12 protein-coding genes are annotated in these 14285 nt (G+C 64.1%); all 12 read left to right on the top strand.

All coding sequences use genetic code 11. The features are described from left to right. Nucleotides 1–170: 170 nt before the first annotated feature. Genes bchF through puhE form a run of 12 tightly spaced genes read left to right on the top strand, consistent with a single transcriptional unit; the run spans nt 171 to nt 14280 of the window. On the top strand, nt 171–680 hold the full coding sequence (gene bchF / locus ACZ5RT_RS03960) for a 2-vinyl bacteriochlorophyllide hydratase (protein ID WP_464453576.1): 510 nt from the start codon (nt 171–173) through the stop codon (nt 678–680). Next, entirely contained in the window at nt 677–1957 is a 1281-nt protein-coding gene (locus tag ACZ5RT_RS03955) for a ferredoxin:protochlorophyllide reductase (ATP-dependent) subunit N (RefSeq protein WP_464453575.1), read from the top strand. The genes bchF and ACZ5RT_RS03955 overlap by 4 nt, the downstream gene beginning before the upstream one ends. A gap of 17 nt (nt 1958–1974) precedes the next feature. After that, nucleotides 1975–3555 (top strand): ferredoxin:protochlorophyllide reductase (ATP-dependent) subunit B, encoded by a 1581-nt coding sequence (gene bchB / locus ACZ5RT_RS03950; protein WP_464453574.1) that lies wholly within the window; start codon nt 1975–1977, stop codon nt 3553–3555. Continuing rightward, nucleotides 3530–7357 (top strand): magnesium chelatase subunit H, encoded by a 3828-nt coding sequence (locus tag ACZ5RT_RS03945; RefSeq protein ID WP_464453573.1) that lies wholly within the window; start codon nt 3530–3532, stop codon nt 7355–7357. The genes bchB and ACZ5RT_RS03945 overlap by 26 nt, the downstream gene beginning before the upstream one ends. Next, nucleotides 7354–8265 carry a ferredoxin:protochlorophyllide reductase (ATP-dependent) iron-sulfur ATP-binding protein gene (gene bchL / locus ACZ5RT_RS03940; RefSeq protein ID WP_019429120.1) on the top strand — a complete coding sequence of 304 codons (912 nt, stop codon included), beginning with the start codon at nt 7354–7356 and terminating at the stop codon, nt 8263–8265. The genes ACZ5RT_RS03945 and bchL overlap by 4 nt, the downstream gene beginning before the upstream one ends. Nucleotides 8266–8286: 21 nt before the next feature. Further along, the gene (gene bchM, locus ACZ5RT_RS03935; protein WP_416558960.1) at nt 8287–8994 is read left to right on the top strand and encodes a magnesium protoporphyrin IX methyltransferase; all 708 of its coding nucleotides are present in this window, start codon (nt 8287–8289) and stop codon (nt 8992–8994) included. Then, entirely contained in the window at nt 8991–10439 is a 1449-nt protein-coding gene (locus ACZ5RT_RS03930; RefSeq protein ID WP_464453572.1) for a BCD family MFS transporter, read from the top strand. Before bchM ends, ACZ5RT_RS03930 begins: the two co-directional genes overlap by 4 nt. A 27-nt stretch (nt 10440–10466) precedes the next feature. Then, on the top strand, nt 10467–11231 hold the full coding sequence (puhA, locus tag ACZ5RT_RS03925; protein WP_464453571.1) for a photosynthetic reaction center subunit H: 765 nt from the start codon (nt 10467–10469) through the stop codon (nt 11229–11231). Then, nucleotides 11228–11881: a photosynthetic complex putative assembly protein PuhB gene (puhB, locus tag ACZ5RT_RS03920; RefSeq protein ID WP_464453570.1), complete on the top strand. Its 654-nt coding sequence runs from the start codon at nt 11228–11230 to the stop codon at nt 11879–11881. Before puhA ends, puhB begins: the two co-directional genes overlap by 4 nt. Further along, the gene (gene puhC / locus ACZ5RT_RS03915; RefSeq protein WP_108426776.1) at nt 11878–12399 is read left to right on the top strand and encodes a photosynthetic complex assembly protein PuhC; all 522 of its coding nucleotides are present in this window, start codon (nt 11878–11880) and stop codon (nt 12397–12399) included. The genes puhB and puhC overlap by 4 nt, the downstream gene beginning before the upstream one ends. Nucleotides 12400–12418: 19 nt before the next feature. Continuing rightward, nucleotides 12419–13501: a magnesium-protoporphyrin IX monomethyl ester (oxidative) cyclase gene (gene acsF, locus ACZ5RT_RS03910; RefSeq protein WP_464453569.1), complete on the top strand. Its 1083-nt coding sequence runs from the start codon at nt 12419–12421 to the stop codon at nt 13499–13501. After that, nucleotides 13495–14280: a putative photosynthetic complex assembly protein PuhE gene (gene puhE, locus ACZ5RT_RS03905; RefSeq protein WP_464453568.1), complete on the top strand. Its 786-nt coding sequence runs from the start codon at nt 13495–13497 to the stop codon at nt 14278–14280. Before acsF ends, puhE begins: the two co-directional genes overlap by 7 nt. The last annotated feature ends 5 nt before the right edge of the window (nt 14281–14285 follow it).

The following is a 14285-nucleotide window of genomic DNA, read 5'->3' as shown; positions in this document are numbered from 1 at the left end:
GGGCCGGGCACCGGAAGGCCCCTGCACAACACAGGCTTGAGTGTGAGTGGGTTGGGAAGACTTGTATTTAGTGTAAACCCTAGAATTCGAGAATATTGTCAATTTATGTTGACACACTGTATGTCCAGACTTACATTCATCCCAAGCCCACCCACCCAACCAGGTTCTCCATGCCCGCATCCTCCACTCCGGTTTTGTACACGCCAGCGCAACGCGCCCGGCGTGACGCGACCGCCTGGACCCTGGTGCAAGGCGTCTTGGCCCCGGTGCAGTTTTTGATTTTCGGCATCAGTTTGTACCTGGTGCTGCGCAGCCTGCAAACCGGCGAGCACACCGACTGGGCCCTGGCCTCGGTGGTGCTCAAGACCGTGGTGCTCTACGCCATCATGGTCACCGGCGCCATCTGGGAAAAAGTGGTCTTCGGCCAGTACCTGTTTGCCCCCGCCTTCTATTGGGAAGACGTGGTCAGCATGGGGGTCATGGCCCTTCACACCGCCTATGTCTGGGCTTGGTGGCAAGGCGCTTGGAGCGCCAACGACTTGCTGTGGCTGGCCCTGGCCGCGTACGGCAGCTACGCCATCAATGCCGCGCAGTACATCCGCAAGCTGCGCATGGCGCGGCTGCAAAAACAACCTTCCTCCACCTCTTTGCCCGACACGGGTGCACAGGCCAGCACATGAGCACCGTCATCCCGATCCGCGCAGAAACTGCTGGTTGCACCGACGTCGTGCCTTTGGTCGAACGCGGACAGCGCGAAGTGTTTTGTGGCTTGACCGGCATCATCTGGCTGCACCGCAAGATTCAGGACGCCTTCTTTTTGGTGGTGGGCTCACGCACCTGCGCCCACCTGATCCAGTCGGCCGCCGGTGTGATGATCTTTGCCGAACCCCGCTTTGGCACCGCCATCATCGACGAACGCGATTTGGCGGGCCTGGCCGATGTGCACGAAGAACTCGACCGGGTGGTCGGCCAGTTGCTGGCGCGCCGCCCCGACATCCGCTTGTTGTTTTTGGTGGGCTCTTGCCCGTCCGAGGTCATCAAGCTCGATTTGTCGCGCGCCGCCGAGCGCCAAAACCAGATCCACCACCCCAAGGTGCGCGTGCTCAATTACTCGGGCAGCGGCATCGAAACCACCTTCACCCAAGGCGAAGACGCTTGCCTGGCGGCCATGGTTCCTGGTTTGCCCGCCAGCACCGACACCGCCCCCGCCCTGATGGTGGTCGGTACCTTGGCCGATGTGGTCGAAGACCAGATGCGCAGCCTGTTCGATCGCATGGGTTTGCAGGTCAGTTTCTTCCCGCCGCGCAACAGCCAGGCCATGCCGGTGGTCGGGCCCAATACCCGCTATTTGTTGGCCCAGCCTTTCTTGGCCGACACCGCCCGCGCCCTGCAGTCGCGCGGCGCGCAGCATTTGCCCGCGCCCTTTCCACTCGGCGTAGAAGGCACAACCGCTTGGCTGCAAGCGGCCGCCACCGAGTTTGGTGTGTCCGCCGAGGTGTTTGAACAAGCCACCGCCGCCCTGCGCCAACGCGCCGACAAAGCCCTGGCCGTACAACGCCAAATGCTGCAAGGCCAGCGCATCTTCTTCTTCCCCGACTCGCAGCTCGAAATCCCGTTGGCGCGCTTTGTGCACCGCGAACTGGGCATGGATTTGGTGGAAGTGGGCACGCCCTATTTGCACCGCCAGCACATGGCCGCCGAACTGGCGCTCATCCCCGCAGGCACCCGCATCAGCGAAGGCCAAGACGTGGACCTGCAGCTCGACCGCTGCATCGCCGATGCCCCCGACCTCGTGGTGTGCGGCCTCGGTTTGGCCAACCCGCTCGAAGCCCAAGGCATCACCACCAAGTGGGCCATCGAATTGGTCTTCACCCCCATCCAGGGCTACGAACAAGCGGCCGATTTGGCCGGACTGTTCAGCCGCCCGCTCAAGCGCCGCCTGAAGCTGGCCGCCTGAAAGCGCAGGAACACCCCATGCAACTGACGCTCTGGACTTACGAAGGACCGCCCCATGTGGGCGCGATGCGCGTGGCCACCGCCATGACGGACGTGCACTATGTGCTGCACGCCCCGCAAGGCGACACTTACGCCGACCTGCTGTTCACCATGATCGAGCGCCTGCCGCGCCGCCCGCCCGTCACCTACACCACCTTCCAGGCGCGCGATTTGGGCGGTGACACGGCCGAGCTGTTCAAGGACGCTGCACGCCAAGCCATGGCGCGCTTCAACCCCGCTGCCATGTTGGTGGGCTCGTCCTGCACGGCGGAGTTGATTCAGGACGACCCGGGCGGTTTGGCCCAAGCCCTGCAACTGACCATCCCCGTGGTGGCCTTGGAGTTGCCCTCTTACCAGCGCAAGGAAAACTGGGGCGCGAGCGAAACCTTTTACCAACTGTGCCGCCACCTGGTGCACAAACCCGCCGCCGATAAGCCCGCGAAGGTCAGACCCACCTGCAACATCCTGGGCCCCAGCGCCCTGGGCTTTCGCCACCGCGACGACGTCAAGGAAATCACGCAACTGCTGAACCAACTCGGTGTCGATGTTGCCGTGGTCGCGCCCTTGAGCGCCAGCGTGGCCGATGTGCAAAAACTGGCCGAGGCCGACTTCAACGTGGTGCTCTACCCCGAAATTGGCCTGGCCGCCGCGCAGTGGTTGCAGCGCCAGTTCGACCAGCCTTACACCAAGACCGTGCCCCTGGGCAGCCACGCCACACGCGACTTCATCGCCGAAGTCTGCACGCTCACCGGCCTGCCCCAACCCGCACAAGACCCGAGCAACGCCCACGCCCACTGGTACGCCAAGTCGGTCGATTCGACCTACCTGACCGGCAAGCGGGTCTATATTTTTGGCGACGCCACCCACGTGGTGGCCGCCGCCCGCATCGCCAGCCAAGAGATGGGCTTTGAGGTGGTGGGCCTGGGCACTTACAGCCGCGAATTTGCCCGCGAAGTACGTGACTGTGCCAAGCGCTACGGCGTCGAAGCCCTGATCACCGACGACTACCTCGAAGTCGAAACCCAAATCAACGCGCTGCAGCCCGAGCTGATTTTGGGCACCCAAATGGAGCGCCACATCGCCAAGCGCCAGGGCATTCCCTGCGCGGTGATTTCCGCCCCGGTGCACGTGCAGGACTTCCCTGCCCGCTACGCGCCGCAGATGGGTTTTGAAGGCGCGAATGTGTTGTTCGACACTTGGGTGCACCCGCTGATGATGGGCCTGGAAGAACACCTGATCGGCATGTTCCGCGAAGACTTCGAGTTCCACGCTGGTGCTGCGCCCTCGCATTTGGGCAGCACGCGGCCTGCGACCGAAACCGCTCGTCCCCCAAGCAGCGACACACCGGTCATGGCCACCCCCACGGCCATCGAATTGCCCATCCCGGCCGCGTCCAACCAAGCCACTTGGAGCACGGAAGCCGAGAAAGAGCTGGGCAAGATCCCGTTCTTTGTGCGGGGCAAAGCCCGCCGCAACACCGAGCGTTTTGCCCAAGACCTGGGCGTGGCGACCATCACCGTGGAGACGCTCTACGATGCCAAAGCCCACTTCAGCCGGTAAACAGGCCGCCTCAACACCACGCATGAGCGTGGTCCTGCTGACCATGGACAGCCACCTGGCCAGCGCCGCCGAGAGCGCCGCCGAGCGTCTGGCCCGCGACCTGCCCGGCCTGCACCTGCAAACCCACAGCGCCTCGGCCTGGCGCGACAGCGACCAAGCCCTGGCCGCGGCTCTCGCCGCCGTGGCGCAAGCCGACTTGGTCATCGTCACCATGCTCTTCATGGAAGACCATTTCCTGCCGGTGTTGGACGCCCTGCAGGCACGCCGCGACCATTGCGACGCCATGGTCTGCATCATGTCAGCCCCGCAAGTCACGCAGCTCACCCGCATGGGCAAGCTGGTCATGGGCCGCGAATCGGGCGGCCTGATGGCCTTGCTCAAAAAGCTGCGCCCCAGCGCCAAAAACAAAGACACCGGCTCCGAGACGGGCGCACCGTCCAGCGCCGGGGCCAAGCAAATGGCCATGCTGCGCCGCTTGCCCAAGCTGCTGCGCTTCATTCCCGGCACCGCGCAAGACCTGCGACTGTTCTTCTTGACCATGCGCTACTGGCTGGCCGGCTCCGAGCACAACATCGAGCACCTGGTCAAAACCTTGGTGCACCGCTACGCCCAAGGCCCGCGCGAGCCGCTGCGCGCCCTGGCCCAACCGGAAGATCCGATCGAATACCCCGAGGTCGGCCTGTACCACCCACAGATGAAAAACCGCATCAGCGAGCAGCTGAGCGACCTGCCTGGCCACGGCCGCCAGGACCAGCCCGCCGTGGGCTTGCTGCTGCTGCGCTCGTATTTGCTGGCCGGCAACACCGCGCATTACGACGCGGTCATCCATTCACTGCAAGCGCGCGGCCTGCGCGTCATCCCCGCCTTTGCCAGCGGCCTGGACGCCCGCCCGGCCATGGACCGTTTCTTCAAGCAAGGCACGGGCGCGAAGATCCAATCCTTGGTGTCGCTCACCGGTTTTTCCTTGGTCGGTGGCCCGGCCTACAACGACGCCAGCGCCGCCGAAGTGGCCCTGAGCGAACTCGATGTGCCCTACATCGCCGCACACCCGCTCGAATTCCAATCGATCGAGCAATGGGGCGACTCCACCCGTGGCCTGCTGCCGGTGGAAAACACCATCATGGTGGCCATCCCCGAACTCGACGGCTCGATCTTGCCCATGGTCTACGGCGGCCGTCCCGGGCCCGCCGGTCAAACCTGCCACGGCTGCGACAAGCGCTGCACCTTCCCGAGCGGCCCGCGCAGCCAGGACATGTTCACCTGCAGCGAACGCACCGAGATGCTCACCGCCCGCGTTGAGCGCCTGGTGCGCCTGCGCGACAAACCACGCGCCGAGCGCAAGCTGGCCATCGTGCTGTTCAACTTCCCGCCCAATGCGGGCAGCGTGGGCACGGCCGCTTACCTCTCCGTTTTTCAGTCGCTCTTCAACACCTTGCAGCGCTTGTCGCTCGAAGGCTACCAAGTCACATTGCCGGACAGCGTGGACGATCTGCGCAACCGCCTGTTGCAAGGCAACGCCAGCCAGTACGGCACACAAGCCAATGTGCTGCACGCCATCGACACCGGTCACCACGTGCAAAACGAACGCTGGTTGAACGAGATCGAAGCGCAGTGGGGCCCTGCCCCCGGCAAACATTTGACCAACGGCCAGTCGATCTTTGTGCTCGGCGCAGACTTTGGCCAGGTGGTGGTCACGGTGCAACCGGGCTTTGGCTATGAAGGCGACCCGATGCGCCTGCTGTTTGAAACCGGCTGCGCCCCCACCCACGCCTTCAGCGCCTTCTACCGCTACCTGCGCGACGACTACGCCGCCGACGCGGTGCTGCACTTTGGCACGCACGGCGCACTCGAATTCATGCCGGGCAAACAAACCGGTCTGTCGGCCCAGTGCTGGCCCGACCGCCTGATTGGTGCGCTGCCCAACATCTACCTGTACGCCGCCAACAACCCGTCCGAAGGCGCATTGGCCAAACGCCGGGGTGCGGCCACGCTGGTGAGCTACCTCACCCCCTCGCTCACGCATTCGGGCTTGTACAAAGAACTGGTCAGCCTGCAGCAGTCGATTGAGCGCTGGCAACAAATGGGCCCGGACCAGGCGCAGGACCGCGAGAGCCTCACGACGCTGATCCGCGAACAAGCGCAGAGCATCGACTTGTCCGTTCAAGCCATTCAGGCGGCCGATCCCACCGCCTGGATCGAGCAACTGCAAAACCAGTTGCTGGAACTCGAATACGCCCTGATCCCCGAAGGCCTGCACGTCATGGGCCAAGCCCCCACCCGCGAGCAGCGCTTGGGCACCCTCCAAGTCATGGCCGACGCCATGGGCTTGACCGGCGCTCAAAACGCCAGCTTGATGGAGGCCTTGGTCGACGGTGCCAGCGAAGCGCAACTGAGCGCACAGTTCAGCACCGAGCTGCCCGCTGGCGACAAAGCCCAAGCCGAGACGCTGCGCCAACTGGTGCGCAGCAACCGCCTGCTGGGCGAAGACCACGAAATGCAAGGCCTGATGCGCGCCCTCGACGGCCGCTATTTGCAACCCGCCCCCGGCGGCGACCTGATCCGCAACGCCAACGTCTTGCCCACCGGGCGCAACCTGCACGGCCTCGACCCCTTCCGCATGCCATCGGCTTTTGCGGTGCGCGATGGCATGCGCCAGGCCGACAAGCTCCTGGCCCGCTACCAGCAAGACCACCAGGCCCTGCCCGAGACCGTGGCCATGGTGCTGTGGGGCACCGACAACCTCAAGACCGAAGGCAGCCCCATGGCGCAAGCCCTGGCCTTGATGGGTGCCGCACCGCGCTTTGACAGCTACGGCCGCTTGGCAGGGGCCCAGCTGATTCCTTTGGCCGAGTTGGGCCGCCCCCGCATCGACGTGGTCATCACCTTGTCGGGCATCTTCCGCGACCTGCTGCCCATGCAAATCCGCCTGCTGGCCGAAGCCGCGTTTTTGGCGGCCAGCGCCGATGAACCCATTGAGCAAAACTTTGTGCGCCAACACGCGCTGGCCTACCTGGCCGAACACGAAGGCAGCAACATGGAGTGCGCCGCGCTGCGCGTGTTCGGCAACACCGAGGGCGCGTACGGTGCGAACGTGAACCACCTGATCGACAGCAGCTGCTGGGAAAACGAAAACGAACTCGGCGACGCCTTCACCCAGCGCAAGGGCTTTGCCTATGGCCGCGAAGGTCGCCCGGTGCGCAACACCGCCGTGCTGCAAAGCGCGCTGGCCAGTGTCTCACTCACCTACCAAAACCTCGACTCGGTGGAGCTGGGCGTGACCAGCATCGACACCTACTTCGACACCTTGGGTGGCATCAGCCGCGCCGTGCTGCAGGCCAAGCACCAGCGTGACGGCAACGCCGCCGAAGCGCCACCTGTGTTCATTGGCGACCAAACCCAAGGTGACGGCGTGGTGCGCAGCCTGACCGAACAAGTGGCCCTGGAAACCCGCAGCCGCATGCTCAACCCCAAGTGGCACGAAAGCATGCTGCAACACGGCTACGAAGGCGTGCGCCAGATCGAAGCCCACCTCACCAACACCATGGGCTGGTCGGCCACCACAGGACAAGTCCAGCCCTGGGTCTACCAGCAACTGGCCCAGACCTTTGTGCTGGACCCCGCCATGCGCGAGCGCATGGCCCAGCTCAACCCCACCGCATCGGCCAAAGTGGCCAACCGCCTGCTGGAGGCCACCCGCCGCCAGTACTGGCAACCCGACGCCGAAACCATGACAGCTTTGCTGCGGGCCGGTGAAGAACTTGAAGACCGCCTTGAAGGCATACACGAAGGACTCCCAGCATGATCGAAACCACCAGCATCCCGGTGAACAGCATCCAGAGGGTCCGTGGGGCCGATGGCGAGGGCAGCGTGCAGTTCCAGATGGACCCCACGGTGAAGATCGGCACTGCCAAGGTGTTTGCGGTCTACGGCAAAGGCGGCATCGGCAAGAGCACCACCTCGTCCAACCTGTCGGTGGCCTTCAGCAAGTTGGGCAAGCGCGTGCTGCAAATCGGCTGCGACCCCAAGCACGACTCCACCTTCACCCTGACCAAAAAACTCATGCCCACCGTGATCGACGCGCTCGAAACGGTGGACTTCCATGCCGAGGAACTGCGCCTTGATGACTTTGTCTTCAAAGGCTACAACGGCGTGATGTGCGTCGAAGCCGGGGGCCCACCCGCGGGCACCGGCTGCGGCGGTTACGTGGTCGGCCAGACGGTGAAGCTGCTGAAAGAACACCACCTGCTCGAAGACACCGATGTGGTGATTTTTGACGTGCTGGGCGATGTGGTGTGCGGCGGTTTTGCCGCCCCGCTGCAACACGCCGACCGCGCACTCATCGTCACGGCCAACGATTTCGACTCCATCTTTGCGATGAACCGCATCGTCCAAGCCATTGGTGCCAAGGCCAAAAACTACAACGTGCGTTTGGGCGGCGTGATCGCCAACCGCAGCGACGCGACCGACCAGATCGACAAGTACAACGCGGTCACCGGTCTCAAAACCATGGCGCACTTTCCCATGCTCGACGAGATCCGCAAGAGCCGTTTGCAAAAGTGCACCCTGTTCGAGCTCGAGCCCACACCGGCTGTGAAAGCCGTGCAAGACGAGTACATGCGGCTGGCCGCCGCGCTGTGGCTGGGTGCCGACCCGCTGCCGTCCATCCCCATGAAAGACCGCGACATTTTTGACCTGCTGGGTTTTGACTGAACACCCGCCAGAAAGCACACCATGAACACCACCGCCTACGAACAACGCCGCAGCCAGATCGAGCACTACTTTGACCGCACCGCGGCCGATGCCTGGGCGCGATTGACCTCGAACGAGCCGGTGGGCCGCATCCGCGCCACCGTGCGCGCCGGGCGCGACACCATGCGCGAGACCCTGCTGTCGTGGTTGCCGCAAGACCTGCGCGGCCTGCGCGTGCTCGACGCCGGTTGCGGCACCGGTGCGCTGGCCTTGCAAGCGGCGCTGCGCGGTGCGGATGTCATGGCGATTGACCTGTCGCCCACGCTGGTCAAGCTCGCCGCCGAACGCATGGCGGCCGAGCATCCCACCCTGCCAGGCTCGGTGGAGTTTTTGTCGGGCGACATGCTCAGCCCCGACTTGGGCCACTTTGACCATGTGGTGTGCATGGACTCGCTCATCCACTACGACAGCGACCAAATCGCCGAAGCGCTGGCCGGTTTGGCCCAGCGCACCCGCGGCTCCATGGCCTTCACCTTCGCGCCGCGCACACCGCTCTTGGCCCTGATGCACAGCGCGGGCCGCCTGTTCCCGCGCAGCGACCGCTCGCCGTCTTTGTCGCCCGTGGCGCACGCCGACCTGCTGCAACGCATGCAAAACCACCCCGAGTTGCAGGGCTGGCAAGGCGCACGCATGCAGCGCGTGGCCAGTGGTTTCTACACCTCGCAAGCCTGGGAGTGGACCCGCTCATGAAACTGCGCATCCCGGTCCCCCGCTGGTTGACGGCCCACGGCACGCGCTTCATGCCGTTTGCCGACGCAGCCTCGCCCGAGCTGCCGATGGCGCGCTTGCTGCGCCTGTCGCTGTTCCAGGTGGTGATCGGCATGGTGACGGCACTCTTGGTGGGCACGCTCAACCGGGTCATGATCGTCGAGCTGCAGGTGCCCGCCTGGTGGGTCGCTTTGGCGGTCGCCATCCCCATGGTGTTCGCGCCGCTGCGCACCCTGATCGGCTACCGCAGCGACACCCACCCCTCGGCGCTGGGCCTGCGCCGCATCCCCTATATGTGGACCGGCACCTTGCTGCTGTTTGGCGGCCTGTCCATCATGCCGTTTGCCTTGTTGCTTTTATCCGAGCCCGAAGCCGCCAATTTGTGGGTGGGTCAGCTGGGCGCATGCCTGGCCTTTGTGCTGGTGGGTGCGGGCATCCAGGTCACACAAACCGCGGGCATGGCGCTGGCGCACGACCTGGCCAGCGACGACAAACGCCCTCGCGTCGTGGCCCTGCTCTACAGCATGCTGCTGGTGGGCATGATCGCCAGCAGCGCGGTGTTTGGCCTGGTGCTGAGCGACTTCAGCCCCCCAAAACTCATCCAGCTGGTGCAAGGCTGCGCGGTCATGGTGGCGGTGATGAACCTGGCCTCGCTGTGGAAACAAGAGGCACGAAGTGCCAAGCGCGGTCGCCGTGAAGCCGGGGGCTTTGCCAGCAGCTGGCGTGACCTGATGGCCCAGCCGCAGATGCGCCGCTTTTTGTGGACCCTGGGCATCGGCACCTTCGCCTTCAACATGCAAGACATCGTGCTCGAGCCTTACGCGGCCGAGATTTTGAAACTCGACGTGGGCGCCACCAGCGCCCTCACGGCCTTGAGTGCGGGTGGCGCTTTGCTGGCCTTTCTCTTGTCAGCCCGCTGGTTGTCCGGCGGCATGCACGCCTGTCGCCTCGCCAGCCTGGGTGTGCTGCTGGGCTTGCCCGCGTTTGCGATGGTGATTTTTTCGGGCCCGCTCGAAGCGGCCTGGATGTTCCGCATCGGCGTGGGCCTGATCGGTTTCAGCGGCGGTTTGTTTTCGGTGGGCATGCTGGTCACGGCCATGGGCATGGCGGAGGACGGCAGCCCGCTGGGTCACCTGGGGGGTCTGGTCATCGGCACCTGGGGCGCGGTGCAAGCCACCAGCGCGGGGGCTGCCATGGCGCTGGGCGGGGCTTTGCGCGACGGCGTGTCGGTGTTGGCCATGTCGGGCGCTTTGGGCGAGGTGCTGGTCACCCCCATCACCGCCTACAGCTTCGTTTACCACCTGGAAATGTATTTGTTGTTTGTTGTGCTGGTGGCCCTGGGGCCCATGTTGCGTGCCAGCCGTCTGGCTGCACGGGCAGTCAGCACACCCACCCAACCCTTTGGCCTGGCGCAACTGCCGGGCTGATACACCGATTTTTTGAAGGAGACAGCCATGGAAACAGGCGCAATCACCCAGTACGTCGATGTGGCCCAAATCGTGTTGTACATGTTTTGGGCATTCTTCGCGGGACTGATTTATTACCTCTTGCGTGAAAACCACCGCGAGGGTTACCCCATGGATTCGGGCCGCGAAAACGGCCCCAAGATCGAAGGCTGGCCCCCCGTGCCCGAGCCCAAGGCCTTCAAGACGCAAGACGGCCACACCTACTTGTCGCCTGATTTGGCCCGCCCAGACGGCAGCTACAGCGGCCAACCCACCCACGGCTGGAACGGTGCCCCCCTGGAGCCCGTGGGCGATCCGCTCTTGGCAGGCGTGGGCCCCGGTGCCTGGGCCATGCGCGCCGACATCCCCGATGCAGACCCGCACGGTCACCCCAAAATCGTGCCCTTGCGCGTGGCGACTGACCACTCGGTGGCCAAACAAGACGTGGACCCGCGTGGCTTGCCCGTCTGGGGCGCTGACAAGGTCGTGGCCGGTACCGTGGTCGAGCTCTGGGTCGACCGCATGGAGATGATGTTCCGCTACGCCGAAGTGCAATTGGCGAACTCCGACAAGCGCGTGCTGCTGCCCATGACCTTTGCGCGCATCAAGAAAGACGGCACGCATGTGCAGGCCATTTTGAGTCACCAGTTCGCGAACGTGCCGCAGACGAAATCGAACGCGCAGATCACCTTGCTCGAAGAAGAAAAAATCACCGCCTACTACGGTGCGGGCACCTTGTACGCCACCCCTGAGCGTCAGGAACCCATCATATGAAAGCCACCCACGAACACGAGTGGGAAGCTGCCCCCGGCCTGCCCAGCGCCCTGCCCCAGGGCGAGCGCGTGGTCTGGCAGGGCGCACCCGACTGGAAGCGTCTGGCCATCCACGCGTTTCATGTGCGCAAGATCGCGCTGTACTTCGCGCTCATGCTCGCGGTGCAGGCCATCAACCTCACGGCCCCCGAAGGACAGGTCGACTGGAAACCTCTGGTGGTGGCCGCCAGCCTCTACGCCCTGGCCCTGGCGCTGCTCTTGGGCACGGCCTGGATGTCGGCGCGCAGCACGCTCTACACCCTGACCAACAAACGCGTGGTCATGCGCATCGGCATCGTGCTCACACTGACCTTCAACCTGCCCTTCAAACGCATCGCGGGGGCGTCCCTCAAGACCCAAGGTGCGGGCACGGGCGACATCGCGCTGGCCCTGCACCCCGAAGACCGCATTGGCTGGGCCCACCTGTGGCCGCACCAGCGTGCCTGGCACGTCACCCGGCCCCAGCCCACCTTGCGCTGCGTGCCAGAGAGCGCACAAGTGGGCGAGCTGCTGCTGAACCTGTGGCGCGCAGAACGTGCAGGCCAAAGCCTGCAGCTGGGCGATGCCCCTGTGAGCAGCCAAGCCACACCACCCCAAGGCATGCTGGCATGAACACCCTGCCCCCACATGACTGGCAGCACAACCGCCAAGCCCCCCAGAGCCAAGGCCTGAACCGGCCCATGGCCTGGATCGGCGTGATGCTGCTGGCCATGCTGGTGGCCGTGGGCCTGGCACGCTGGTCGGGCCTGGACCCGCGCACCCCCGATGCCGCCGTGCAGTGGCAGCGCGATCTGCAGTTTCGCGACCTGCCCAGCGGCGACATCGCCGTGGTGGACCACCGCAGCGGCCAGCAAGTGGCCCAGTTTTCGGGTGAGCAAGGTTTTCTGCGCAGCACCTTGCGTGCCCTGGCCCGTGAGCGCCAGCGCGAGAGCCTGGGGAAAGAAGCCCCCTTTTTGTTGATCGGCCGCACCGACGGCCGTCTGACCTTGCAAGACCCCAGCACCGGCCAGCGCATTGACCTGGAGTCCTTTGGTCCCAGCAACGCCGCCGTATTCGCGGGCCTAAGACTGGCAGGGCAAGACACCACGCCTGTGAACACCCCCCACCGCGAACCCGTTAAACCCGATTGAACCCGCACCGGAGAACCCCATGAACGCCACCGCTGTCCACACCATCGAAACCGCTGAAGACGCCAACAAAAAGGCGGTGCACAGCGACATGATCAGCCCGCGTTTTTACACCACCGACTTCGATGCCATGGACCGCATCAACATCGAGCCGGTGCGCGCCGAGTGGGACAAGATGATGGCCGAGTACGAGGGCGACAACAACCACGACCACTTCCAGCGCGACGAAGCCTTTGCGGGCGAAGTGGCCGCGGGCATGGCCAGCCTCTCGCCCGAGATGCGCCAGGAGTTCATGGACTTTCTGGTCAGTTCGCTCACCTCCGAGTTTTCGGGTTGCGTGCTCTACAACGAGATCCGCAAGAACGTCACCAACCCCGACATCAAGCAGCTCATGACCTACCTGGCGCGCGACGAATCGCGCCACGCGGGCTTCATCAACCTCTCACTGCGCGACTTCAATCTGGGTATCGACCTGGGCAACTTGAAGCGCACCAAGAAATACACCTTCTTCAAGCCCAAATACATTTACTACGCGACCTACCTGTCGGAAAAGATCGGCTACGCGCGCTACATCACCATCTTCCGCCAGCTTGAGAAGCACCCCGAAAAACGCTTTCACCCCATCTTTCGCTGGTTCGAGCTGTGGTGCAACGACGAATTCCGCCACGGTGAATCGTTTGCCCTGATCATGCGCGCCAACCCGAAGTTGCTGAGCGGTGGCAACAAGCTGTGGATTCGCTTTTTCTTGCTGGCCGTCTACGCCACCATGTACGTGCGCGACCACACCCGCCCCATGCTGCACGAGGCCATGGGCCTCGACTCGAGCGAATACGACTACCAAGTCTTCCGCATCACCACCGAGATCACCAAGCAGGTCTTCCCGCTGGCGCTCGACACCGATCACCTCGTCTTCCGCCGGGGCCTGGAACGCCTGTTTGCCCTGTCGCAAGCCATGGCCAAAGCCAAGACCCGCGGGGGCGTGGTGGGTAAATTGCAGCAAGGCGTGTGCGCCGTCAAAGCCGCGGCAACGTTTGCGCGCCTGTATTTCATGCCCGTCATTCAACAAGACCTCTCGCCCCAGGTCCGCATGGAACCGGCATGGTGAATGAAGTGGTCTGGGCCTGCGTTTTCACGGCCCTGTGCTGGTGGCTCGGCACGGGCGTGATTTTGTGGCTCGACCGGCTGCCTGCGCGCAGCTTCCGTTTCAGCCTGGCCGGCTGGACGGTGCTCTTGGCCTTGAGTTTCTGGGGCGTGGCCCACAGCATGCAAGAGGTCAGCGTGTTCAACGCCTACCTCGCCTTTGGCAGCGTGATCGTGATGTGGGGCTGGCACGAGCTCGCCTTTTTGACCGGCTGGATCACCGGTCCACGCAAAACCCCATTGGACGCGGGGGCCACGGGCTGGCCACGATTTGTGCAGTCGGTGCAGGTCATGCTGTACCACGAGCTGGCTTTGTTGGCCAACTTCGCCTTGTTGTGGTGGATGCAAGCGGGTCAGGTCAGCCATGTGGCCATTTGCACCTTTGCGATGCTGTGGTGCATGCGCCTGTCGGCCAAACTGAATTTGTTTTTTGGCGTGCCGCAAAACGGCGCGCAGTACCTGCCTGCCCACCTGAAGTACCTCGCCAGTTATTTCCGCACCACCAGCGGCATGTCGCTGTGGTTCGTGCTGTCGATGGGCGTGGCCATGGGCACCTGGTTTTGGTTGGTCTGGCTGGCGCAACAAGGCGCAGTGGCCATCACCACCGGCTGGGTCATGCTGGCCACTTTGCTGGGCCTGGCGATCGTGGAACACGTCATCATGATTTTTCCTTGGCCACTGGAGCGGCTGTGGGGTTGGGCCATGGGCCAGACCACCAAACCGGCTTTGACCACACCCCCTTGAAGGCC

This window comes from Limnohabitans sp. TEGF003, from assembly GCF_055395455.1.
This window is presented reverse-complemented; position numbering and strand designations above follow the sequence as displayed.

Excerpts from the sequence above, each read along its gene's own strand:
- ACZ5RT_RS03955 (WP_464453575.1), top strand. The coding sequence starts at position 677 with ATGAGCACCGTCATCCCGATCCGCGCAGAAACTGCTGGTTGCACCGAC.
- bchB (WP_464453574.1), top strand. The coding sequence starts at position 1,975 with ATGCAACTGACGCTCTGGACTTACGAAGGACCGCCCCATGTGGGCGCG.
- puhA (WP_464453571.1), top strand. The coding sequence starts at position 10,467 with ATGGAAACAGGCGCAATCACCCAGTACGTCGATGTGGCCCAAATCGTG.
- puhB (WP_464453570.1), top strand. The coding sequence starts at position 11,228 with ATGAAAGCCACCCACGAACACGAGTGGGAAGCTGCCCCCGGCCTGCCC.
- puhC (WP_108426776.1), top strand. The coding sequence starts at position 11,878 with ATGAACACCCTGCCCCCACATGACTGGCAGCACAACCGCCAAGCCCCC.
- ACZ5RT_RS03930 (WP_464453572.1), top strand. The coding sequence starts at position 8,991 with ATGAAACTGCGCATCCCGGTCCCCCGCTGGTTGACGGCCCACGGCACG.
- puhE (WP_464453568.1), top strand. The coding sequence starts at position 13,495 with ATGGTGAATGAAGTGGTCTGGGCCTGCGTTTTCACGGCCCTGTGCTGG.
- acsF (WP_464453569.1), top strand. The coding sequence starts at position 12,419 with ATGAACGCCACCGCTGTCCACACCATCGAAACCGCTGAAGACGCCAAC.
- bchM (WP_416558960.1), top strand. The coding sequence starts at position 8,287 with ATGAACACCACCGCCTACGAACAACGCCGCAGCCAGATCGAGCACTAC.
- ACZ5RT_RS03945 (WP_464453573.1), top strand. The coding sequence starts at position 3,530 with ATGCCAAAGCCCACTTCAGCCGGTAAACAGGCCGCCTCAACACCACGC.
- bchL (WP_019429120.1), top strand. The coding sequence starts at position 7,354 with ATGATCGAAACCACCAGCATCCCGGTGAACAGCATCCAGAGGGTCCGT.
- bchF (WP_464453576.1), top strand. The coding sequence starts at position 171 with ATGCCCGCATCCTCCACTCCGGTTTTGTACACGCCAGCGCAACGCGCC.